22 protein-coding genes are annotated in these 20,990 nt (G+C 40.7%); 11 read left to right on the top strand and 11 right to left on the bottom strand.

Features of this window, described 5'->3' with window-relative positions; genetic code table 11:
• Nucleotides 1–94: 94 nt before the first annotated feature.
• The gene (ppa, locus tag PSE72_RS15755) at nucleotides 95–625 is read right to left on the bottom strand and encodes an inorganic diphosphatase (protein ID WP_004905951.1); all 531 of its coding nucleotides are present in this window, start codon (nucleotides 623–625) and stop codon (nucleotides 95–97) included.
• A gap of 206 nt (nucleotides 626–831) precedes the next feature.
• Nucleotides 832–1,839, bottom strand: coding sequence for a class 1 fructose-bisphosphatase (gene fbp / locus PSE72_RS15750; protein WP_004907443.1), 1,008 nt, complete (start codon nucleotides 1,837–1,839; stop codon nucleotides 832–834).
• A gap of 163 nt (nucleotides 1,840–2,002) precedes the next feature.
• Between fbp and mpl the strand changes: the two genes are divergently transcribed.
• Nucleotides 2,003–3,385 carry a UDP-N-acetylmuramate:L-alanyl-gamma-D-glutamyl-meso-diaminopimelate ligase gene (mpl, locus tag PSE72_RS15745; protein ID WP_109912127.1) on the top strand — a complete coding sequence of 461 codons (1,383 nt, stop codon included), beginning with the start codon at nucleotides 2,003–2,005 and terminating at the stop codon, nucleotides 3,383–3,385.
• A gap of 89 nt (nucleotides 3,386–3,474) precedes the next feature.
• Here the strand turns inward: mpl and PSE72_RS15740 are convergent, their stop codons facing one another.
• The 4 genes from PSE72_RS15740 to argR all read right to left on the bottom strand — a co-directional run bounded on the left by PSE72_RS15740 (nucleotide 3,475) and on the right by argR (nucleotide 7,456).
• Nucleotides 3,475–4,650 (bottom strand): anaerobic sulfatase maturase, encoded by a 1,176-nt coding sequence (locus tag PSE72_RS15740; RefSeq protein ID WP_198641726.1) that lies wholly within the window; start codon nucleotides 4,648–4,650, stop codon nucleotides 3,475–3,477.
• Between the two features lies 1 nt (nucleotide 4,651).
• Complete coding sequence (locus PSE72_RS15735; RefSeq protein ID WP_272691005.1) at nucleotides 4,652–6,376, bottom strand: arylsulfatase; 1,725 nt, start codon at nucleotides 6,374–6,376, stop codon at nucleotides 4,652–4,654.
• 120 nt (nucleotides 6,377–6,496) lie between these two features.
• Complete coding sequence (locus tag PSE72_RS15730; protein WP_115168097.1) at nucleotides 6,497–6,898, bottom strand: DUF6122 family protein; 402 nt, start codon at nucleotides 6,896–6,898, stop codon at nucleotides 6,497–6,499.
• A gap of 87 nt (nucleotides 6,899–6,985) precedes the next feature.
• Nucleotides 6,986–7,456, bottom strand: coding sequence for a transcriptional regulator ArgR (argR, locus tag PSE72_RS15725; RefSeq protein ID WP_004907450.1), 471 nt, complete (start codon nucleotides 7,454–7,456; stop codon nucleotides 6,986–6,988).
• Between the two features lie 492 nt (nucleotides 7,457–7,948).
• On the opposite strand from argR, the gene mdh reads away from it, so the two are divergent.
• Complete coding sequence (mdh, locus tag PSE72_RS15720) at nucleotides 7,949–8,887, top strand: malate dehydrogenase (protein WP_115168096.1); 939 nt, start codon at nucleotides 7,949–7,951, stop codon at nucleotides 8,885–8,887.
• Nucleotides 8,888–8,959: 72 nt separating this feature from the next.
• On the opposite strand, the gene PSE72_RS15715 is transcribed toward mdh, so the two are convergent.
• Entirely contained in the window at nucleotides 8,960–9,934 is a 975-nt protein-coding gene (locus tag PSE72_RS15715) for a LysR family transcriptional regulator (protein ID WP_115168095.1), read from the bottom strand.
• Nucleotides 9,935–10,193: 259 nt separating this feature from the next.
• Here PSE72_RS15715 and PSE72_RS15710 point away from each other — a divergent pair, with 259 nt between their 5' ends.
• On the top strand, nucleotides 10,194–11,381 hold the full coding sequence (locus PSE72_RS15710; RefSeq protein WP_232800960.1) for an amino acid permease: 1,188 nt from the start codon (nucleotides 10,194–10,196) through the stop codon (nucleotides 11,379–11,381).
• Between the two features lie 25 nt (nucleotides 11,382–11,406).
• Entirely contained in the window at nucleotides 11,407–12,579 is a 1,173-nt protein-coding gene (metC, locus tag PSE72_RS15705) for a cystathionine beta-lyase (protein WP_115168093.1), read from the top strand.
• Nucleotides 12,580–12,673: 94 nt separating this feature from the next.
• Here the strand turns inward: metC and PSE72_RS15700 are convergent, their stop codons facing one another.
• The gene (locus PSE72_RS15700) at nucleotides 12,674–12,946 is read right to left on the bottom strand and encodes a helix-turn-helix domain-containing protein (RefSeq protein WP_115168092.1); all 273 of its coding nucleotides are present in this window, start codon (nucleotides 12,944–12,946) and stop codon (nucleotides 12,674–12,676) included.
• 516 nt (nucleotides 12,947–13,462) lie between these two features.
• On the opposite strand from PSE72_RS15700, the gene PSE72_RS15695 reads away from it, so the two are divergent.
• Together PSE72_RS15695 and PSE72_RS15690 are read left to right on the top strand one after the other, a co-directional pair.
• Entirely contained in the window at nucleotides 13,463–13,810 is a 348-nt protein-coding gene (locus tag PSE72_RS15695; RefSeq protein ID WP_109912123.1) for a DNA-binding protein, read from the top strand.
• Nucleotides 13,811–13,941: 131 nt separating this feature from the next.
• Nucleotides 13,942–14,304, top strand: coding sequence for a DNA-binding protein (locus PSE72_RS15690; protein ID WP_004907457.1), 363 nt, complete (start codon nucleotides 13,942–13,944; stop codon nucleotides 14,302–14,304).
• Nucleotides 14,305–14,344: 40 nt separating this feature from the next.
• On the opposite strand, the gene ispB is transcribed toward PSE72_RS15690, so the two are convergent.
• The gene (gene ispB, locus PSE72_RS15685; RefSeq protein WP_004907459.1) at nucleotides 14,345–15,316 is read right to left on the bottom strand and encodes an octaprenyl diphosphate synthase; all 972 of its coding nucleotides are present in this window, start codon (nucleotides 15,314–15,316) and stop codon (nucleotides 14,345–14,347) included.
• A 334-nt stretch (nucleotides 15,317–15,650) separates the two neighbouring features.
• Here ispB and rplU point away from each other — a divergent pair, with 334 nt between their 5' ends.
• From rplU to cgtA, 3 genes are all read left to right on the top strand, one after another.
• Complete coding sequence (gene rplU / locus PSE72_RS15680; RefSeq protein ID WP_004905925.1) at nucleotides 15,651–15,959, top strand: 50S ribosomal protein L21; 309 nt, start codon at nucleotides 15,651–15,653, stop codon at nucleotides 15,957–15,959.
• 19 nt (nucleotides 15,960–15,978) lie between these two features.
• Nucleotides 15,979–16,236 carry a 50S ribosomal protein L27 gene (gene rpmA / locus PSE72_RS15675; protein ID WP_004905922.1) on the top strand — a complete coding sequence of 86 codons (258 nt, stop codon included), beginning with the start codon at nucleotides 15,979–15,981 and terminating at the stop codon, nucleotides 16,234–16,236.
• Between the two features lie 165 nt (nucleotides 16,237–16,401).
• Nucleotides 16,402–17,577, top strand: coding sequence for an Obg family GTPase CgtA (gene cgtA, locus PSE72_RS15670; RefSeq protein ID WP_004907460.1), 1,176 nt, complete (start codon nucleotides 16,402–16,404; stop codon nucleotides 17,575–17,577).
• A 60-nt stretch (nucleotides 17,578–17,637) separates the two neighbouring features.
• On the opposite strand, the gene dacB is transcribed toward cgtA, so the two are convergent.
• Nucleotides 17,638–19,086, bottom strand: coding sequence for a serine-type D-Ala-D-Ala carboxypeptidase (gene dacB, locus PSE72_RS15665; RefSeq protein WP_115168091.1), 1,449 nt, complete (start codon nucleotides 19,084–19,086; stop codon nucleotides 17,638–17,640).
• A gap of 246 nt (nucleotides 19,087–19,332) precedes the next feature.
• On the opposite strand from dacB, the gene greA reads away from it, so the two are divergent.
• Nucleotides 19,333–19,809 carry a transcription elongation factor GreA gene (gene greA / locus PSE72_RS15660; RefSeq protein ID WP_004907463.1) on the top strand — a complete coding sequence of 159 codons (477 nt, stop codon included), beginning with the start codon at nucleotides 19,333–19,335 and terminating at the stop codon, nucleotides 19,807–19,809.
• A 118-nt stretch (nucleotides 19,810–19,927) separates the two neighbouring features.
• Here greA and yhbY read toward each other — a convergent pair whose 3' ends face one another.
• Nucleotides 19,928–20,221: a ribosome assembly RNA-binding protein YhbY gene (yhbY, locus tag PSE72_RS15655; RefSeq protein ID WP_004905914.1), complete on the bottom strand. Its 294-nt coding sequence runs from the start codon at nucleotides 20,219–20,221 to the stop codon at nucleotides 19,928–19,930.
• Between the two features lie 135 nt (nucleotides 20,222–20,356).
• Between yhbY and rlmE the strand changes: the two genes are divergently transcribed.
• Entirely contained in the window at nucleotides 20,357–20,986 is a 630-nt protein-coding gene (gene rlmE / locus PSE72_RS15650; RefSeq protein ID WP_004905912.1) for a 23S rRNA (uridine(2552)-2'-O)-methyltransferase RlmE, read from the top strand.
• Nucleotides 20,987–20,990 lie beyond the last annotated feature (4 nt).

The following is a 20,990-nucleotide window of genomic DNA, read 5'->3' as shown; positions in this document are numbered from 1 at the left end:
ATTGCTGGCGTTTTTTATCAACGAATTGGCTTGTTAGGGCCCATAAAAAAGCTCTGGTATTAACCAGAGCTTTCATAATGTTCCGAGAGGGAGATTATTTTTTTGCAGCGCGTTCGAAAGACTCGATGATCTCTGCTTTTGCAGATGCCGCATCTTCCCAACCATCAACTTTAACCCACTTACCTTTTTCTAAGTCTTTGTAATGTTCAAAGAAGTGAGTAATTTGAGCACGCAGTAATTCTGGCAGGTCGTTCACATCTTTAATGTGATCGTACTCTTTGCTTAATTTAGTGTGCGGAACAGCAACTAATTTTGCATCTTCACCTGACTCGTCAGTCATTTTCAGTACGCCAACAGGGCGGCAACGAATGACTGAGCCTGGTTGTAATGGGTATGGTGTTGGGACTAACACATCAACTGGGTCGCCATCTAGAGACAGGGTGTTGTTGATGTAACCATAGTTGCATGGATAGAACATCGCTGTTGACATGAAACGGTCTACAAACAGCGCACCAGACTCTTTATCAACTTCATATTTGATAGGATCTGCGTTCGCTGGAATTTCGATGATAACATAGATATCTTCTGGCAGATCTTTACCTGCCGGTACATTGTTCAGGCCCATTTAAATGTATCCTTTGTGTGAATAATGAATTTACCCTTGCTAACTTGTTGGAGGGCATCACATTTATGGCGGCCTTCAGACAAATTAAATACTCGGGTAGATAGCGTGGGGAACATTATAGCCGTAAAGAGGGGTAAAACTCACTAGTTGGTGAAAAAAAGGAACAAAAAAGGCGGGAAGCCCCGCCTTATAATTAATGAATTAGATTATTCCGTGTCAGGGAATTCACGCATAAATGATTCTGCTTTCTCTACCATCGACTCAGTTCCGACAAAGAACGGTGCGCGTTGGTGTAATTCGCTAGGCATGATATCTAAAATGCGGTTTGCTCCGTCACTGGCTTTACCACCGGCTTGCTCTGCTAAAAATGCAATTGGGTTGCATTCGTACAGAAGGCGCAGTTTTCCATTTGGATGGCTTGCGGTACTTGGGTAAATATAAATTCCCCCTTTGAGCAAGTTACGATGGAAGTCTGCAACCAAAGAACCGATATAACGTGTGGTATACGGGCGATTTGTTGCTTTATCTTCTTCTTGGCAATATTTAATGTACTTTTTAACACCCATCGGGAACTTGATATAGTTTCCTTCGTTGATGGAGTACATTTTCCCTTCTGATGGGAACATCACTTTTTCATGAGATAAGCAGAAAACGCCCAATGATGGGTCGTAAGTAAACGCATGCACACCAACACCAGTGGTGTAAACCAACATTGTTGATGAACCATAAACCACGTAGCCCGCAGCCACTTGGCGATTACCTGGTTGCAGGAAATCGGCTTCTGTAACCGGTTGACCAATCGGTGTAATACGATGGTAAATGGAGAAAATTGTTCCAACGGAAACGTTTACATCGATGTTCGAAGAACCATCAAGCGGGTCCATTAAAACAACATATTTTGCGTTTTCTGCACGGTCTCCTTCGAAAATGACAATTTCGTCTTCTTCTTCAGAGGCGATACCGGCGACTTCTCCGCGTGCTTTTAAAGCCGCTTTCAGTTTTTCGTTTGCATACAGGTCAAGCTTCATCTGAACTTCACCTTGAATATTCGAAACACCGTTAGTGCCAAGAATATCGACAAGTCCAGCTTTATTAATATCACGATGGATAATTTTAGCGCCCAGTTTGATAGCTGATAATAAAGAAGTCAGCTCACCTGTTGCATGAGGAAAATCTTGTTGCTTTTCGACGATGAATTCGCCTAATGTTTTCATGACGAAGGTCCTGAATAAAATTGACAGAGGTTTTGCGGGGCATTTACCCTCGCGCGGGAAGAGTTTAACTAAATAAAAAAAAGATTAATAGGTTAATGCATTTATAAACCTGTTTTTGATGGGTAGAATAGTGACCAACCTCATGCTAATTGGATGAAAAAGAATGCACATACATATTTTAGGTATATGCGGTACCTTTATGGGAAGCTTAGCAATATTGGCTCGTTCTTTAGGACATAAAGTGACGGGTTCGGATGCCAATGTATATCCACCGATGAGCACATTACTTGAAAATCAAGGAATTGAACTCATTCAAGGGTATGATCCGGCTCAGCTTGACCCAATACCGGATATGGTAGTGATTGGTAATGCAATGACGCGTGGTAACCCTTGTGTCGAAGCCGTGTTAGAAAGAGGTTTGCCGTATACATCTGGCCCACAGTGGCTTCATGACCATGTCTTACCTGAACGTTGGGTACTGGCTGTGGCGGGAACTCATGGTAAAACAACCACCGCGGGAATGCTTGCATGGATTTTAGAAGACTGTGGTTACAAGCCTGGTTTTCTAATTGGCGGTGTTCCAGGGAATTTTGATGTCTCCGCTAAGATAGGTGAAAGCCCGTTTTTTGTTATCGAAGCGGATGAGTATGACTGTGCATTCTTTGATAAACGTTCTAAATTTGTGCATTACAGCCCGAAAACCTTGGTATTGAACAACCTTGAATTCGACCATGCGGATATCTTTGAAAACCTCGAAGCGATTCAAAAACAGTTCCATCATCTTGTACGTATTGTGCCAGCCAGCGGCAAAATTTTTACACCTGACAACGACAATCATTTAAAACAAGTGATTGGAATGGGCTGCTGGAGTGAACAAGAGCTGGTGGGTGGAGAGCATGGCGGATGGCAAGCTGAGAAGCTCAGCCACGATGGCAGCCACTTCGCCGTGTACTACCAACAAGAAAAAGTTGGAGAAGTCACTTGGTCACAAGTGGGTAACCACAATATCCAAAATGCATTGATGGCGATTGCGGCGGCTCACCATGTGGGTGTTCCAGTAAAAGAAGCTTGCCTCGCTTTGAATCGTTTTATCAATGCACGCCGTCGCCTTGAGCTACGTGGTGTTGAAAATGGTGTCAGTGTTTACGATGACTTCGCACATCATCCAACTGCTATTTTGGCAACGTTAGAAGCACTTCGCAGCAAAGTTGGCGGGACTTCACGTATTCTTGCGGTGCTTGAACCTCGCTCGAATACGATGAAAATGGGTATCAATAAAAATGATATTGCGCCTGCGTTAGGCCGTGCAGATGAAGTATTTCTGTTCCAACCTGCCAATATCCCTTGGATGGTCACAGACATCGCTGAAAAATGTGTTCAACCCGCACGTTGGAGTGCAGATATTGAGGCATTTACCAATATGATTATTGAAACCGCACAACCGGGCGATCATATTTTGGTGATGAGCAACGGTGGTTTCAGCGGTATTCATGGCAAATTACTCGCAGGTTTGAAAGCCAAATCAGAAACAGAGCAAGATGATTAATGGCCTCTTAATCATTTAGAAAATAACCCCCAGCATCAATGAGTCGAGGGTAGTTCATTGATGAAGGGGGTTTATTATTAACTGAGAGACTAAGACATTATTGCCTGCCGCCATTGTTGCACACCCCGCATACTGCGTTCGTATTTTCGCACAGGGGCCATCACCACATCAAAAAATCGAAAATAACCATCGCACAGTGCATTTTTCCCTGTTGAATTGATATGCGCAGGGCAGCCGCCTTGGCAAACGCTCTTTACTGTGCAGGACTGGCATTCTCTGCGGGTACTTTTATTTTGCCCAAAAGAGAGAGAAATAGAGTTGGAGACTTGTTCACTAAATGGCGTTAACTCTGAAAAATGCCCCAAATAATGACTGGCGTTCATTTGGTGATCACAGGCAAATATTTCGCCTTGCGTTTCCATGATTAAGTTAGTCCCACAGCGCTCTGAATGGACGCAAGTTTGGCTTACATAAGTAAAATATTGGTTATATACCTGTTCAATATTCATCACAAATACTTGGCCAATGTGATTTTTGGATTGCCAGCGTGAATAAATGTCTGTCAAAAATTGCCCCCAATTATGAGCAGACAACGTAAAATGATGCTCAAGCGCACTACCTTCAGACATTAACGGTTGAAATTGAATGAATTTCACACCTAACTGAGTGAAGTGGTCATAAATAGTTACGGCTTGGTTGGCAACCGCATCATGTACAACCGTCAGAATATTAAACTCAATGCCAAACTCTTGTAATAACCGAATACCTTTTAGGACCCCATCATAACTTCCTTGTTGTCCTTTTTTATTTAAACGATAACGGTCATGAATTTCTTTTGGCCCATCTAAGCTGACACCAACAATAAAATCATGCTGTTTTAAGAAGCGGCACCAGGCAGGAGTGAGCAAGGTGGCATTAGTTTGTAGGCTATTAGAAATTTTGACTTGGCTTGGTGCATATTTTTGTTGCAACGCAATGGCCTTTTTATAGAAATCTAACCCTGCAAGTAAGGGCTCTCCACCTTGCCATACAAAGTTAATTTCTTTGCTGTAGGCAGGTTGTGATGCGATATAGTGACGGATAAAAGGTTCTAACATCTCTTTTATCATGGGTTTAGATCTCGCCAGCTGATCTTCTGGATAATAACAATAATCACATTTAAGATTACAGCCAGCGCCAACGGGTTTAAGCAAAATATGAAAGGGAACGACCGCTCGTGTGGGCGGCGAAAATACCGGCGGGTTATCATGAAAGGCGATTTTCATGTTATTCCCCTGACTGAGTTAGCGTTGGCACTATGCGCTTATGTGTTTCGGGGTCAATACCAAGGTAATTACCCGTTTTTTCGTTATAACCAATATAATCAATCGCTTCTCCTTTAGCCTCAATAACCATTCCTGTTTTGGCAAACTGTTCATATTGCTGGCGAAGTTTTTCAAGAATGTCAGGGTACTGTGCGGCAAGGTTTTGCGTTTCCAGCGGGTCGTCTTTTAAATTAAACAGCTCCCATGGCGCCATTTCTGCTTTGGCCGAGGTAGGGACAAGGCGACGTAGTTTCCAATTACCTTCAACTAAGGCTGCTTGGTTATGTAACTCCATAGCAAATGAATAACGCGTTTTTACTGGAGTACCTTGGGTGAAATGCTGTTTAAAGCTAACACCTCGAACTGGCACTGGGCTGATATCTTTAATCTTTTTATTAGGGTCAATACCAGCAAATTCATATAGGGTTGGAGCGATGTCATAAACGGCCATCGGAGTATTATCAATACTTCCTGCTTTATTGATACCGGGACCTGTGATGATTAAATCGGTGTTAATCCCACCTTGTGCACTGGTCGTTTTGTGGAAGTTTGCATAGGGTGCATTACTAACATTGGCCCAATGAGGTCCCGCAGAGACAAAGGAATTTTTACGTCCTAAGTTTTCGTAGCTATTATCAAACTGCTGCCAAAATGCAGAATCGCCCTCGTAATAAAAGCCTTGAGCTGGGTTGGCCCCATTGTCTGTCGCAAAAATAATAATCGTATTTTTATCGCGGCCAGTTTCTTTTAATGTATTGAGTACATTGCCAATTTGCTCATCCATATTGGCAATCATTGCTGCATAGACTTGCATTGTTTTCGCTGCATAGCGTTTTTCTTCAGGTGTGAGTTGCTCCCATTCTTTATCTAAATCAAGATGGGGCATTGGGGTTTTATCTATGATAATTCCAATTTCTTTTAATCGATTGATGCGCTGTCGATAAATTTTTCCATAGCCTTCATCATATTGGCCATCAAAATGTTGGATCCACTCATCTGGCGCTTGCAAAGGGTCATGAGGGGCAGTAAAAGCCAAATAGGCAAAAATAGGTTGGCCACTAGGGGTTTCTTTTATCCACTCTTCAAGTTTTTTTGCGTAGGCTTCACTGGAATAAAAGTTTGCGGGTAACGGTGTTTTTTCACCATTTAATGTGTAATAAGTGTGGAAACTTTCGACCGTTCCTAATGGAACTGCATCATCAAAGTGGCTAGTCCCCCCTCCCATAAAGGCAAAGGCTTGGTTGAATCCTCTATCTGTTGGCCGCGAGCCATGGCTATAACCTAAGTGCCATTTACCGGACATCAAAGTATTATAGCCTGCATCTTGGAAGCGCTCAGCCAAAGTGACCACACGGTCAGTAAGCCGTAATTCATAGCCGGGCTCACCAACCGTATTCTCATACCACCACATTCCAGCAATCCCCGCTTGTTGATTAGTTGCGCCAGTGAGCAACATGGAACGAGCGGGGGCTGACATTGGGGAAGTATAATACTGGCTCATCCTGACACCTTGTTCGGCCATAGTCTGCAAATTGGGTGTAGGAATTTCCCCTCCGAATGGGCTGATATCGGAATAGCCCATATCATCGGCAATAATAATTAAAACATTGGGTTTCTCAGGGGGAGCACTGTAAGCAAAACTCGATATTGCACTACTCAATGCAATAGCTAAAAGTGTTTTTTGAATCATTCGACAACCTTTAAATGTTAATAAAGTGTTTAATTAACATTAAATATTGTCGCGATAGATGACTATCGTTCTTTGGAATTATACCTGCAGTAATAAATCAAAAACGCTTTTATTTTATCATGAGGAAACGGAAATAGGGCATTGTTGTATTGTTAAACTCAATGTAATTGGAGCATTCATTTCTTTTTTTAAGCTTCCCATATAACAATCTAGTGAATCAGTAAAAAGGTGGAATAAACAACCAACGGCAATGGCTTTAAGTTTCCATGATGGCATGAATAATAACACCACATAGATAACCGCAGCCCAAAAAGAATGAAGCGGGTGGAATCCGATACCACAGCGCTCTGGGTCGAAAATCGGATCAGCCAGTAGATGATCTAAGTCGATAGCCATTGTGGCAATCATAATCAAGGCGGCTAGTTTCCAATTTTTTCGCCAAAACAGGTAACCAAAGGCAATTGGCATCAGAAAATGGAATCCATAGTGTATGAAGTTACGAAAAATATCAAATAGCAAAATAATGTCTCAAAATCGAATAGAAATAGATAAAAACAAAAAAAGGGAAATTCAATTTCCCTCTTTTGATGCTTAAATTAGTATGGATTAGAGCTCTTGTTCAAACAACGCTAAAATCGCTTCATACAGCTCTTTTGTGGTGAAATTGTTTGCTGGTGTTGAGAAGATAGTATCATCACCAGCAATACTACCTAAAATTCCTTCCGCTTTACCTAATGAATCTAACAAGCGAGCAATAAGCTGTGCAGCTCCTGGGCTCGTTCTGATCACGACAACAGAAGGGTTATAGTCTATATCCAAAACCAAATTTTTGAGTGGGCTGGTGGCAGTAGGGACACCGGGCTCAGTAGGTAAGCAATATACCATTTCCATTTTTGCATTACGGGTACGAACAGCACCAAATTTAGTTAGCATTCTGGAAATTTTTGATTGGTTAATATTTTCGAAGCCTTCTTCTTGCAAAGCCGTGACGATCTCAGCTTGCGAGCTAAATTTTTCTTCTTTAAGTAGGGCTTTAAAAGCCTTAACCAAGTCTTCTTGTTTAGACGGAGTGCGCATAATTAACCCATTCTTTTGCATTGAACTAAGTTGTATTATCCGTAAAAGTGCATTTTTATGCAACAAAATTGCGTTATGATGATTTTATAACCAGTAATCACTTGAAGTTAGGTAAGCGCGTTTTGAGTTGATAGTCAGAAGTATTTATTTATCGTAAATTATGGAAATGAAAAATTAGCATGATAGAGCAATGAATTTTTCAGATATTCGTTGTAAATTTATTGTTAACAAAAATATTTTTGATTGAATAATATACACTAAAAACAACTTATTGTGCGAAATGCAATAGCCGGAAAAACTATTTGTTAAAAAAGTGCCCGTTATCTCATTAACAGATAAGGAATTTGTTTAGAATACTGGCAATTATTAAACAAGTTCTCTTGCGTTAAACTCTCTCTCTATCTGTTAACAAATTGTTTTTTATACGTAATGTGTTAAGTGTATAACAAATAAAGTGATATCTTTTTAAAGTACAAATTAAGGAGTTTCAGAATGAAAGTTGCAGTCCTAGGTGCAGCAGGTGGTATCGGTCAGGCTCTCGCCCTTCTTCTCAAAAACCAGCTCCCAGCAGGTTCAGAACTCTCCCTCTACGACATCGCACCAGTCACTCCAGGTGTTGCTGCTGACTTAAGCCATATCCCTACTGATGTTAAAGTGACAGGCTTTGCTGGCGAAGATGCAAAACCTGCATTGAAAGGTGCTGATATTGTCCTTATTTCTGCGGGTGTTGCTCGTAAACCAGGTATGGATCGTTCTGACTTATTTAACATCAATGCGGGTATTGTCCGTAACCTGATTCAACAAATTGCTGAAACTTGCCCTAAAGCATTGATTGGTATTATCACTAACCCAGTGAATACCACTGTTGCTATCGCTGCAGAAGTCCTGAAAAAAGCAGGCGTCTATGATAAAAACCGTTTATTCGGTGTGACGACATTAGATATCATTCGTTCTAATACGTTTGTTGCTGAATTAAAAGGCAAAAATGTTAATGATCTTGAAGTGCCTGTGATCGGCGGCCATTCTGGTGTGACCATTCTGCCTCTGTTATCTCAAATTGAAGGTGTTAGCTTCACTGACGAGGAAGTTGCTGCGTTAACTAAACGTATTCAAAATGCAGGTACAGAAGTCGTTGAAGCGAAAGCGGGTGGCGGGTCTGCAACTTTATCTATGGGCCAAGCAGCTGCACGTTTAGGTTTATCTTTAATTCGTGGTCTCCAAGGCGAAAGCAATGTGGTTGAATGTGTTTACACCGAAGGTGATGGTGAACATGCTCGCTTCTTCGCACAACCTGTTGTTTTAGGCAAAAACGGTATCGAAAAGCATTTACCAATTGGTAAATTAAGTGCATTTGAAGAAAAAGCACTGAAAGATATGCTAGGTGTATTAAAAGCAGATATCGAATTAGGTGAAAAATTCATTAATGGCTAATGCCAATTAATTTTTCCTAATAGGAAAAGGTTGAGTTTCGTTTTGAACTCAACCTTTTTTATTGGTAAGTCATCATGAAGCATGCTGTCGCATCCAATGGTCCCAATGCGGATCTGATGGTATTTTCTCTACTAAAAAATCAATAAATGTCCTGATTTTAGGCGAGTGTGTATGGGCTGGGTGGTATAAGGCATATAGGGCAAATGGAGTGGATTTAGGGTCATAATCCAATAAGACAGGGAGCAATTCCCCGTTTTCAATATAATTGCCTAGCATATAAGTTGGTAAACAAACGATACCTTGATGGCAGCGAGCCGCCTCTAATAATCCTAAGCTACTATTTACCTCAATCATATTATTAATTTCGAGAGGATATGCGCTCCCGTCTTTATCCGTCATGCGCCAAGTGTCAGGAATATTTGGGTTAATTAAACAATTGTGTGATGCAATATCGGCAGGAGATTGAGGAATACCATATCGTTCGAAATAAGTACGGCTCCCACAGTATACCCAATTAATATTACAAATTTTTCGTAACGCAAAGTTTTCGGGGGGATGGCTGGTAATTCGTAACGCAATATCAAAATCGACTTCATTTAAATTAATGAGCTCATCATTAAGGTCAACAGACAAACTTACTTTAGGATTGGTCTCGCGATATTCACTGTATATTTGCATTAAATGACAAACACCAAATGCAATAGAACAGGTAATTTTTAATTGCCCTTGAGCGTGTTGATAGAAGCTGGCGGTATTGATGAGTGAATCATCGAGATCGGCCAATAAGTTTTGCGATCGTTGCAATAAATAGCGCCCTGCATCCGTTAAAATAAAATTTCGCGTTGTGCGCTTTAGAAGTACAACCCCCAACTGATCTTCGAGTTGTTGAAGGCCTCGACTAACTGACGATGGTGTTACATTCAGCTTCTTAGCGGCAAGGCTGAAGCTATTGCATTCGACGATTTTAATGAATAGCTCTAAATGCCGAAAAATCGCGTAGCTGTCAATTTTTGCTTTAAACGCAAAAGTGTTTTTATTTATTAGCATTGTCATGCCCTATTAAACCCGTTTATTCCAGCATACTATAATTGTGAATTTATCGCAGTTTACTCATGCCACACCAGTTTTAAAAAGAAACGTAGCTCCTACACAATAATGTTGTTCCTAACTTTTTTATAATTAAATCTATAACGTTGAGGAATAGACTATGTCTAATAGTATTCAGGCAAGTGCAGATAATCCGATTAATACGAAAAAGATCCCCTTTACAAAATATGATGTTGGTTGGGTTATTTTATGTATTGGAATGGCAATTGGTTCAGGAATTGTTTTTATGCCTGTGCAAATTGGTATCAAAGGTATTTGGGTCTTTATTGCAGCAACAATGCTTTCTTATCCAGCAATTTATTGGCTACAAAATTTATATCTCAGAACATTATCAGAATCTGAAGAATGCAATGATTACGCGAGTGTTATTACACAATATTTGGGGAAGAACTGGGGGATAGCATTAGGAATTGCCTATTTCTTGATGTTATTGCACGGGATGTTTTCTTACTCACTGGCAGTCACCTTCGATAGCGCTTCCTACATTAAAACGTTTGGATTAACGGAAGGATTATTATCCGATTCTGTTTGGTATGGGCTGATTATTATTTCGGTATTAGTCGCCATTGCTGCACAAGGGGAGCGGTTACTGTTTAAAGTCTCTGGTCCAATGGTTATTGTAAAATTCGGTATTATCGTACTGCTTGGTATAGTGATGGTGCCATATTGGAATTTTGCGAACATCACGGCTTTTCCTGATTTTCTCCCATTTATGCGAGATGTTTTTTTAACACTCCCATTTACCCTATTTTCTATATTATTTGTACAAATATTGAGTCCCATGAATATTGCGTATCGTAAAATAGAAAGTGATAAACGCATTGCGACATACCGTGCAATACGTGCCAACCGTGTTGCATATATTATTCTCGCTGTTGCAGTCTTGTTTTTTGCTTTTTCTTTTACTTTCTCAATTAGCCATGAGCAAGCAGTATCAGCCTTTGAACAAAATATTTCAGCATTAGCGATTGCTGCGCAAGTGATACCCGGTGCCGTTGTGAAAGTAATGACCGCATTACTCAATATTTTTGCTATCTTGACAGCATTCTTAGGCATTTATTTAGGATTCCAAGAAGCGATAAAAGGCATCGTTATCAATCTATTGAGCCGATTTATTCCTGAAGAACGCATTAACCAAACAGTGCTACATTATGGGGTATGCTTAGGCGTTATCATTGCACTGTGGTTTTGGGTTTCAACACGGTTCTCAATTCTGTTTTTTATGCAACTTGGCGGCCCATTATTTGGTATCGTTTCATGTTTAATTCCTTGCTATCTGGTTTACAAAGTCCCTGCATTACACAAATTTAAAGGCCCAACAGTGTGGTTCATCATTTTCTTTGGTGTGCTGTTATGCCTATCTCCATTCTTTAAATTTTTCGAATAAATAATGATGTTGTTGAGAGGATCTCATGAAGAAAAAAGCGGTATCTGAATTTCATGTTGATACACAAGTCACCCAGCTAGGGAGAGACCCTGCTAAGCAAGCTGGGTTTGTAAATGCCCCCGTTTATCGTGGCTCGACGGTCGTATTTCCAACGGTTGATGCCTTAATCAATGATAGGGCGGAATTTAATTATGGCACAGCGGGCACGCCAACAATTAAGCAATTGGAGCAAGCTTGGTCTGCTCTTGCTGGAGCTGAAGGTACGGTGCTTTCACCATCTGGTTTAGGCGCGATTGTGTTGGCATTGCTGACAACCTTGAAAACCGGTGATCATTTATTAATGCCTGATAGTGTTTATCGGCCAACACGTAAATTTTGCCATGGTTTGTTGGATAAAATGGGGATCATCACGACCTATTATGATCCGATGATTGGTGCTGATATTGAAAAACTAGTAACGCCAAATACCAGCACAATTTTTTTAGAATCCCCCGGTTCTCAAAGTTTCGAAATTCAGGATGTTCCTGCAATTGTTGAGGTTGCAAAACGCCATAATATTGCGACGATTATTGATAATACATGGGCGACACCTCTATTTTTTAAAGCTCATGAACTGGGTTGTGATATCTCGCTGGAGGCGGGTACCAAATATTTAGGTGGCCATTCTGATTTGCTAATGGGAGTTGTCTCAGCAAACCAAGCGTGGTGGCCGAAATTACGTGAAACTTATGATTACATGGCCATGCTGCCGGGAGCAGAGGACTGTTTTCTTGCGTTACGTGGTTTGCGAACCTTACCTATTCGTTTAAAAGAAGCCCAAGAAAGAGCTTTAAATATTGCACATTGGCTGCAAGAACGCACCGAAGTGATTCGTATTTTGCACCCTGCATTTGCTGATTGCCCAGGCCATGAAATTTGGAAGCGGGATTTCACGGGTTCATCGGGGCTATTTTCCATTGTACTTGATCCTAAATATACCCAAACAGATATTGCAAGAATGCTGGATGGCTTATCAATTTTTGGTATGGGGTATTCATGGGGGGGATTTGAAAGCTTAATTATTCCATTTAATTGTGCTGAATATCGAACTGTGACTAATTGGAATCCTGGAGGGCCGACATTGCGCTTGCAGATTGGCTTAGAAAATTTAGATGATTTAAAACAAGACCTTGCTGATGGTTTCGCGCGAATGAAGTAAACAAAGCCATTTTTTATTGATTTGCCATCAAAAGATAAGGCCGTGAATAAATTAATTTATTATTCACGGCCTTATAATTTATTTCATTCAGTTTTTAATCTTCCACTGGTGCTTTTACTCTGACTTTTCTTTCTAATAAATCCCCTGTAATTGGATCGTAATAACGACTCGGCCAAATTTCAGCAGGGTGGATCGCTAAGAAATTTGCAATGATCCATTCCCCTTTAGGCCAAGGGCGTGATAGTGCATTTGCTAACGTTGAAGAGCTTAACCCAGCCTCGCGTGAAATTGCGGCAAGCGTAGTTCCACGTTTACGTAAAGCTGCGATGATATCTGCAGGGTGCCAGTCCGATTTCCGTAAAATCATTTTTTAGTCCTTTTTTCACTTAGAATCATGTAGAGTTAGTGGTACGAGTAACCGAAAATTATGATACATTCAGTACATCCGTTTAGTTATTGGAAATAAAATAACAGAAATTTCCCAAAATAATTTCTGATTTTTTCTTAAAAATTCATTTTATGAAACTGTCGTGGTTTTTATGAAATTAAATAGAAAGTCAGAATGAATAACTGTGAATTAGGATAAAACTTTGATGTTAAAACTAACTCTTTCTAGTTAGGGACAAGAATAGCGTATTTAATGCTACTTTTTACTTGTACGAGTAATATATCTAGATTAGTTAATAAAATTAGTTAAATTATTAGCAAGTAAATTATTTAATTATCTGTTATTAAAAGAAATTAGAATGCTAATAACAAATATAATTTGTATATTATTATTTATAGGTATAAATAAAACGAATGAGTCAATAAGGTTTTGAGAAAATATAGATAGTTTTCAACAACTGAAAATTAAATTGTCATCATGACTAGGAGGGTCAGCATGTACAAGGAATGGCTAACGGCAAAAGAGTTGGTTGGGTTACAAGGGCTTCCCATGACAACTCAAGGTATTAATGCAATGGCAAGGCGTGAAAACTGGTTAAACCGCAAAAGGCGGGGTATTCAAGGCAAAGCATTGGAATACCATATTAGTTCTTTACCTATCGATATTTTTGAAGGTCAGTTTGCTAACGAAACTTCACCACCTTATCAAGTAAAAAGAAATGATAATGCCTTTATTTGGCAGGAAGCTTATAACCAGCTTTCCAATGAGGAGAGAGACATTATCCTGACATTTATTATGCGTGAAGGGGCATTAGCGCTAATTAATTTAATTAATAATAAATAATTTACAATTACTTAAGGTGTAAATAATTAATATATAAAAATAATATTATATTGAATTTAAAAATTTTTTTAACTGATGACATTTTAGCAAAGCTGCAACAGCGGGTTTCATAATATAAGCGTGAAGTGAAAATGAAAAAATTGTGGTTCACTGCCAAAGAATTAGCAGGGTTAGAAGGGCTCCCTACATCACCCCAGGGAATTAACCTAATGGCAAGACGAGAAGGCTGGAAAAACCGCCGTAAAAGAGGGGTACAGGGTAAGGCTGTTGAGTATTACTTTGAAAGCTTACCGGGGGAAATCCAAGGGCAGCTTAGCCTGCATGAGCCTTCGGTAACTTATCAAAGCCAAAGAACCGATGCATTGCAAATCTGGTCGGAAGCGTATTACCAACTGACTGAGCCTGAGCGCAATAAAATAGTGAAATACATCCTGCGTTATGGTCTGTCATCACTGCTTGCTCAAATTGATGAAGAAGACAAAGGGGAAAAATAGCGTTTCCCCTTTTCTTGACCCGCTTTATCTTTTTTAGTGACTAAGAATGGCGTTGGATTGCGATATAAGCTAAGCCGATCAATGCATCTTTATAAATTGAATCTTCAATGACATGTAAGGCATCAATCGCTTTTTGTGCTTCTTCTTGGGCTCTTTCATAAGTATATTCAAGAGAACCACAGCGTTTCATGGTTGCGAGAACAGTATCTAACAGATGGCGTCCATTACCTTGTTCAATGGCTTGGCGGATCAATGCTGATTCTTCTTCGTTACCATTTTGCATCGCGTGAAGTAGGGGAAGTGTAGGCTTACCTTCATCTAAGTCATCACCCGTGTTTTTTCCCAGTTGAGCGTTGTCTGCATCATAATCGAGGAGATCATCAATTAACTGGAAAGCGGTACCAATATAACGACCATAATCTTGTAGTGCTTTTTCTTGCACGGGTGTTGCATTGGCTAAAATCGCAGATGCATGAGCCGCAGCTTCAAACAGACGTGCGGTTTTACTGTAGATCACTTGCATGTAGTTTTCTTCAGTAATGTTAGGGTCGTTGCAGTTCATCAACTGTAAAACTTCGCCTTCAGCGATCACATTCGTCGCTTCAGACATTAGTTTTAGCACTCGCATTGAATCAAGATCCGTCATCATCTGGAATGATCGAGTGTAAATAAAATCACCCACTAAGACACTCGCGGCATTACCAAAAACAGCATTTGCAGTTTGCTTTCCACGACGCATGTCAGATTCATCAACGACGTCATCATGCAGCAATGTTGCTGTATGAATGAACTCGATCAATGCAGCAACTTGGGTATGTTTATGACCCGAATAGCCTAAGGATCGACCTGCAAGTATTGCGATCATTGGCCGGATCCTTTTACCGCCACCACTGACTATGTAATAACCAAGCTGGTTAATTAGTGTAACATCTGAATTCAATTGACTGAGGATGGCTTCGTTTACCGCTGACATATCCTCAGTTGTCAGTTCAATAATAGATTCTAAATTCATCGTAATTTATTCATATTATTAGTTTTTGGTTCATTCCCGAAATAAAAAAATGGGAGACCGATAGAACAGTTATCTTTCTAGCATAACATTATTAATTATAAGATTATCAGGTGTGATGCAAAAAATGTTTAAATAAGTAACAATTGAGTGAATAGGGACGAAATCAATGCTCAAAAACGGTTATTGAGAAAAAAGTCGTATTTTTTGTCATCTAACCGCATTATTGGCTTGTGTTCTGCTGCTTTTTTGCGTAGAATTCGCGCCCTATTGTGAATATTTTATAGCGTACTCTGGAATTGAAATATTTAGCGGGTACGCGGAAAGCGGAGTTAATATGTACGCGGTTTTCCAAAGTGGTGGTAAACAACACCGAGTTAGCGAAGGTCAAACTGTCCGCCTAGAAAAGCTGGACATCGCAACAGGTGAAACTGTTGAATTTGATCAAGTTCTGATGGTTGCTAATGGCGATGAGATCCAAATCGGCGCTCCTGTCGTTGAAGGCGTTAAAGTGAAAGCGGAAGTGGTTGCACACGGTCGTGGCGAAAAAGTTAAAATCGTCAAATTCCGTCGTCGTAAACATAGCCGTAAACAACAGGGTCATCGTCAGTGGTTCACTGATGTTAAGATCACTGTCATCGCTTAAGATTTAGGAGAGCAGATTAATGGCACACAAAAAGGCTGGTGGTTCGACTCGTAACGGTCGTGACTCAGAAGCAAAACGTTTAGGTGTTAAACGTTTTGGTGGTGAAGCTGTATTAGCAGGTAGCATCATCGTTCGTCAACGTGGTACTAAGTTCCACGCAGGTAACAACGTAGGTTGTGGCCGTGACCACACTCTGTTCGCATTAGCGGACGGTAAAGTTAAATTTGAAGTTAAAGGTCCAAACAATCGTAAATTTATCAGCATCGAAGCTGAATAAGTTTTCTGACCTTTAATTCAGAATTAAAGCCCTGCAAAAACCTTTTGCGGGGCTTTTTATATTCAGATATTTGATCTTTAATGAACTATACACGTATTAAAGATACACCATCTCTGAGTAGAACAGCCATCCAGCGTTATGCGGCTCAGAAGCGGAGAAAGAATTATGAAATTTGTAGATGAAGCCAAAATATTGGTCGTGGCAGGAGATGGTGGCAATGGTTGTGTCAGCTTCCGCCGTGAAAAATACATCCCTAAAGGGGGACCGGACGGTGGTGACGGTGGCGATGGTGGGGACGTTTACTTACAAGCAGACGAAAACCTCAACACGCTAATCGACTATCGTTTTGAAAAATCATTTCGTGCAGAACGTGGCCAAAATGGCCAAAGCCGTGAATGTACAGGTAAACGTGGTCAAGACATCACTGTAAAAGTACCTGTAGGAACGCGTGTACGCGATTTAGGGACCAACGAAGTACTTTGTGATATGACTCGTCATGATCAACGTCATATGGTCGCTAAAGGCGGTTTTCATGGGCTTGGGAATACCCGTTTTAAATCTTCAGTAAATCGTGCTCCACGTCAACGTACTATGGGGACTAAAGGTGAAACCCGCGAAATACTGTTAGAATTGATGCTGTTAGCAGATGTGGGCATGCTTGGTATGCCAAATGCAGGTAAATCAACATTTATCCGTTCTGTATCAGCAGCAAAACCAAAAGTCGCTGATTATCCATTTACCACTTTAGTCCCAAGCTTGGGTGTCGTGCGTATGGATAACGAGCAAAGCTTTGTGGTTGCAGATATTCCAGGGTTGATCGAAGGCGCAGCAGAAGGTGCAGGCCTTGGGATCCAATTCCTGAAACACTTAGAGCGCTGTCGTGTCTTACTTCACTTGATTGACATTTGCCCTATTGATGAGTCTGATCCTGTCGAAAATGCGAAGATCATCATCAGTGAGTTAGAAAAATACAGTGAAAAACTGGCTGCAAAACCACGTTGGTTAGTTTTCAATAAGATTGATATCTTAGGTGAAGAGGAATCCGCACAGCGTGCGGCAGAAATTGCTAAAGCGATGGGCTGGGAAGATAAATTCTACATGATTTCAGCGGTTAACCACGAAGGTGTGAAAGCACTGTGTTGGGATATCATGGAATTTATGAATACTCAACCACGTGATATGGCAACAACTGAAGATGCACAGCAACCTGAAAAAGTTGAATTCATGTGGGATGATTATCATAAGGAACAACTTTCTGGTACTGAAGATTTTGATGATGACTGGGATGACGATTGGGATGAAGATGACGACGAAGGTGTCGAAATCATTTATCAAAAATAGTTTATCTTAGAAATATAAAAAGGCGCGAAAGCGCCTTTTTAATATCTAAATCACGTATGATCAGTTTTTCTGATACAGATCTTTATACAAACGGCTTTCAAACCGTACTAATGGTACTCGACGAGTACGTTGCTGGTTTTGCGGTACTGCATAAGCAGAGATAAACTGCACAAAAGCAACACGCTGGCCACTGGCAGTTGTGATAAAACCTGCGAGGTTATAGACCCCTTGTAATGCCCCCGTTTTGGCGGAAACTTTACCATTTACACCAGCTTCATCAAAGCCGCCACGATAACGCAATGTGCCATCATGGCCTGCAAGTGGAAGCATGGAGATAAAATCGAGCTGTTGATCGTTTTTTGCGATAAATTGCAAGATCTCCATCATTGTTGCAGGCGTGATCAAATTGTGGCGAGACAGCCCTGAGCCATCAACCATCACAGTATTGCCAATATCGATCCCCGCTTTTTGCTTCAGTACTTGTCTTACCGCATCGGATCCTGAGCGCCAAGTACCTGGGACGCCATAATATTCTCGACCGATAGTACGAAAAACAGTGTCTGCTATCATATTATCGGATTTTTTTAGCATCACTTTTAACAAGTCATGCAGTGGTTTAGATTCAGTTTTGACTAACACTTGTGATTGAGGCGCTGGGAATGTGCGCTTTTTCACATGGCCGGTGAGCTCAATACCCGCAGTGGTTAACTCATTTTTGACAATCGCCCCTGAGTAACTCGCTCCGTTTTGCACCGCAAAGGCAAGTGGTAAAGGCTCGCTGCGTTGGGTTAAACAACCTGTCAGGGTATAGCGGTTTAGTTCACCAGGAACGACGTCAAGTTCGCAATAGCGCGCTTCAGGGGAGCCTTTAGCTAATGTTTTGACTTCGCTGAACATATTGACAGGGTAAAAACTAGCCGCCTTAATGAAGGCATAATCACCTGCTTTTTCTGCGGGATAAAGAGAAACTGAAAAACAGTTGCGGTCAATGATAGCAGCTGCAGGTGGCGCACTAAAACATTGGGTCATATCATTCCAAACCCAACCAGGCGCTTTGTCATGGCTAGTAAAAGCAGAAATATCAACGACGAGATCGCCATCAACCTTATGGATCCCAAGCTGCTTTAACGCATTAGCCATATTGCGAATTTGTTGACGGGTTAGTGTTGGGTCACCACTGAAGCGGATCACTAAATCGCCAGTCAATGTGTTGTTGCTAAGTTTTGCATCAGTTTCAAAATTGGTGACAAAACGGTAATCTGGCCCCAGTTGTAATAGGGCAGCAAGAGCGGTCACAACCTTTTGTGTACTTGCAGGTAATGCCATTTGCTGTGCATTATAATCAATTAATGGGGTACTACTTCCCACTTTTTGCGCGACCAGAGCAAGGTTAGTGCCATCAGGTAAATATTGTTTGTACTCATCAATAGGAATCGCAAAAACTTGCGTACTGGCTAAGGTAATTCCTAAAGAGATGATCCATTTTCTGGTTAAAGTTAATAATGACATATATTTCACGCATTAGGGTGGACATATAATACATACTAAAGTGTAATGCCCAAGAAAGTAAACGGTGACCCGTTATTAAGTCTCAGTTAAAATAGCGTACATTATGATAAGATAAATGAGTACATAAGTCTGATTGCGTTTTTTTACTAGAACACCCCCCGGTTTTACGTAGGTGTTCGGTGTACTGTTGTTACAAAATCAGGAAGATACTTGTTTTTAGATAGGATTGAACCGAGGTATTTATTAATGAAACAGATCCCGATGACGGTACTTGGTGCGGATAAGCTAAGAGAAGAGCTTGAATTCCTTAAATCTGTCCGTCGCCCAGAAATTATTGCATCTATTGCAGAAGCGCGTGAGCACGGTGACTTAAAAGAAAATGCAGAATATCATGCAGCACGTGAGCAACAAGGTTTCTGTGAGGGCCGTATTCAAGAAATCGAAGGTAAGCTTTCTCACGCTCAAGTGATCGATGTAACTAAAATGGTCAATAATGGTCGCGTTATCTTTGGCGCAACTGTGACAGTACTGAATGTTGATACCGATGAAGAGCTAACATATCGTATCGTTGGTGATGACGAAGCAGATATTAAGATCAATCTGATTTCTGTTAACTCCCCGATAGCACGTGGTTTAGTGGGTAAAGAAGTTGATGACGTGGTCTCAATTAAAACCCCAGGTGGCGATGTTGAGTTCGAAATTCTTAAAGTTGAGTATATCTGATTCCTATTTCCCTGAATTGGTTATATTATTTCCCTGATTTAAAGAAAAAGGCCGCAGGCGGCCTTTTTCATCATATAAAACATGCTTTCAATGGCATTTTTATATAAATGATGGGAAATTATTTAGGTAAAATGATTTTGCGGTCTGCCGAAGGACGGTAGATAACAAGAATTTTACCGATGATTTGTACATTTACTGCACCAGTTTCGCGAACAATCGCATCAGCGATCAAATTTTTAGTATCACGGTCTTCGCCTGCGATCTTGACTTTGATAAGCTCATGATGCGCTAATGAGAGTTCAATCTCAGCCAAAACACCTTCGGTTAAACCATTGTTGCCGATCATAACAACAGGGTTTAAATGGTGAGCGAGACTTTTTAGGTGCTGAATTTGTTTTTTATTAAGATTCATTGATTTTTTGCTTGGTTAGTATTGAAAATGGCTTATTCTACCGCCATCTGATATCTATCACCATCAATTATATCTTTTTGATGGTAAAGAAGCAGCAAGTTAGGTGAAGTTCTTTTAGTATAGTTGGAAAGCACAATGGCCAATAAAAAACGTTCGGCAAGCTCAAGTCGCTGGTTGCAAGAGCATTTTAGTGATAAATATGTTCAGCAAGCACAAAAAAAAGGGCTACGCTCACGTGCATGGTTTAAGCTGGAAGAAATCCAGCAAGGTGATAAAATTTTTAAACCAGGTATGACCGTTGTTGATTTAGGAGCAGCCCCTGGTGGTTGGTCGCAATACGTTGTTAGCCAAATAGGTCATAATGGGCGGGTTATTGCTTGTGACTTATTGCCGATGGACCCAATCGTTGGCGTTGATTTCCTGCAAGGGGATTTTCGCGATGAAGCCGTTCTCGCCGCTTTGTTAGAACGCGTTGGCGACAAAAAAGTACAGGTGGTCATGTCTGACATGGCGCCAAATATGAGTGGGACACCAGCGGTTGATATTCCTCGCTCTATGTATCTAGTTGAATTAGCATTGGATATGTGCCGTGCTGTATTGGCGCCTGGGGGGAGTTTCATTGTTAAAGTGTTTCAGGGAGAAGGCTTTGACGATTACCTTAGGGATATCCGCTCCCTGTTTACGAAAGTAAAAGTTCGTAAACCCGAATCTTCGCGGGCACGGTCACGTGAAGTATACATTGTAGCGACAGGGCTAAAACTATAGTACC

It is taken from the genome of Providencia sp. PROV116 (genome assembly GCF_028482485.1).
Lineage (GTDB): Bacteria > Pseudomonadota > Gammaproteobacteria > Enterobacterales > Enterobacteriaceae > Providencia > Providencia rettgeri.
Note: the sequence above shows the minus strand (reverse complement) of the source record. Positions and strands in the feature narration are given on the sequence as shown.

What these genes read in the sequence shown, in the direction of transcription:
- PSE72_RS15715 (WP_115168095.1), bottom strand. Translation starts at nt 9,934, where the DNA reads ATGCTAATAAATAAAAACACTTTTGCGTTTAAAGCAAAAATTGACAGC.
- ispB (WP_004907459.1), bottom strand. Translation starts at nt 15,316, where the DNA reads ATGAATTTAGAATCTATTATTGAACTGACAACTGAGGATATGTCAGCG.
- cgtA (WP_004907460.1), top strand. Translation starts at nt 16,402, where the DNA reads ATGAAATTTGTAGATGAAGCCAAAATATTGGTCGTGGCAGGAGATGGT.
- PSE72_RS15740 (WP_198641726.1), bottom strand. Translation starts at nt 4,650, where the DNA reads ATGAAAATCGCCTTTCATGATAACCCGCCGGTATTTTCGCCGCCCACA.
- rplU (WP_004905925.1), top strand. Translation starts at nt 15,651, where the DNA reads ATGTACGCGGTTTTCCAAAGTGGTGGTAAACAACACCGAGTTAGCGAA.
- yhbY (WP_004905914.1), bottom strand. Translation starts at nt 20,221, where the DNA reads ATGAATCTTAATAAAAAACAAATTCAGCACCTAAAAAGTCTCGCTCAC.
- dacB (WP_115168091.1), bottom strand. Translation starts at nt 19,086, where the DNA reads ATGTCATTATTAACTTTAACCAGAAAATGGATCATCTCTTTAGGAATT.
- ppa (WP_004905951.1), bottom strand. Translation starts at nt 625, where the DNA reads ATGGGCCTGAACAATGTACCGGCAGGTAAAGATCTGCCAGAAGATATC.
- mpl (WP_109912127.1), top strand. Translation starts at nt 2,003, where the DNA reads ATGCACATACATATTTTAGGTATATGCGGTACCTTTATGGGAAGCTTA.
- PSE72_RS15700 (WP_115168092.1), bottom strand. Translation starts at nt 12,946, where the DNA reads ATGATTTTACGGAAATCGGACTGGCACCCTGCAGATATCATCGCAGCT.
- PSE72_RS15695 (WP_109912123.1), top strand. Translation starts at nt 13,463, where the DNA reads ATGTACAAGGAATGGCTAACGGCAAAAGAGTTGGTTGGGTTACAAGGG.
- rpmA (WP_004905922.1), top strand. Translation starts at nt 15,979, where the DNA reads ATGGCACACAAAAAGGCTGGTGGTTCGACTCGTAACGGTCGTGACTCA.
- mdh (WP_115168096.1), top strand. Translation starts at nt 7,949, where the DNA reads ATGAAAGTTGCAGTCCTAGGTGCAGCAGGTGGTATCGGTCAGGCTCTC.
- rlmE (WP_004905912.1), top strand. Translation starts at nt 20,357, where the DNA reads ATGGCCAATAAAAAACGTTCGGCAAGCTCAAGTCGCTGGTTGCAAGAG.
- PSE72_RS15710 (WP_232800960.1), top strand. Translation starts at nt 10,194, where the DNA reads ATGGCAATTGGTTCAGGAATTGTTTTTATGCCTGTGCAAATTGGTATC.
- metC (WP_115168093.1), top strand. Translation starts at nt 11,407, where the DNA reads ATGAAGAAAAAAGCGGTATCTGAATTTCATGTTGATACACAAGTCACC.
- PSE72_RS15690 (WP_004907457.1), top strand. Translation starts at nt 13,942, where the DNA reads ATGAAAAAATTGTGGTTCACTGCCAAAGAATTAGCAGGGTTAGAAGGG.
- fbp (WP_004907443.1), bottom strand. Translation starts at nt 1,839, where the DNA reads ATGAAAACATTAGGCGAATTCATCGTCGAAAAGCAACAAGATTTTCCT.
- greA (WP_004907463.1), top strand. Translation starts at nt 19,333, where the DNA reads ATGAAACAGATCCCGATGACGGTACTTGGTGCGGATAAGCTAAGAGAA.
- argR (WP_004907450.1), bottom strand. Translation starts at nt 7,456, where the DNA reads ATGCGCACTCCGTCTAAACAAGAAGACTTGGTTAAGGCTTTTAAAGCC.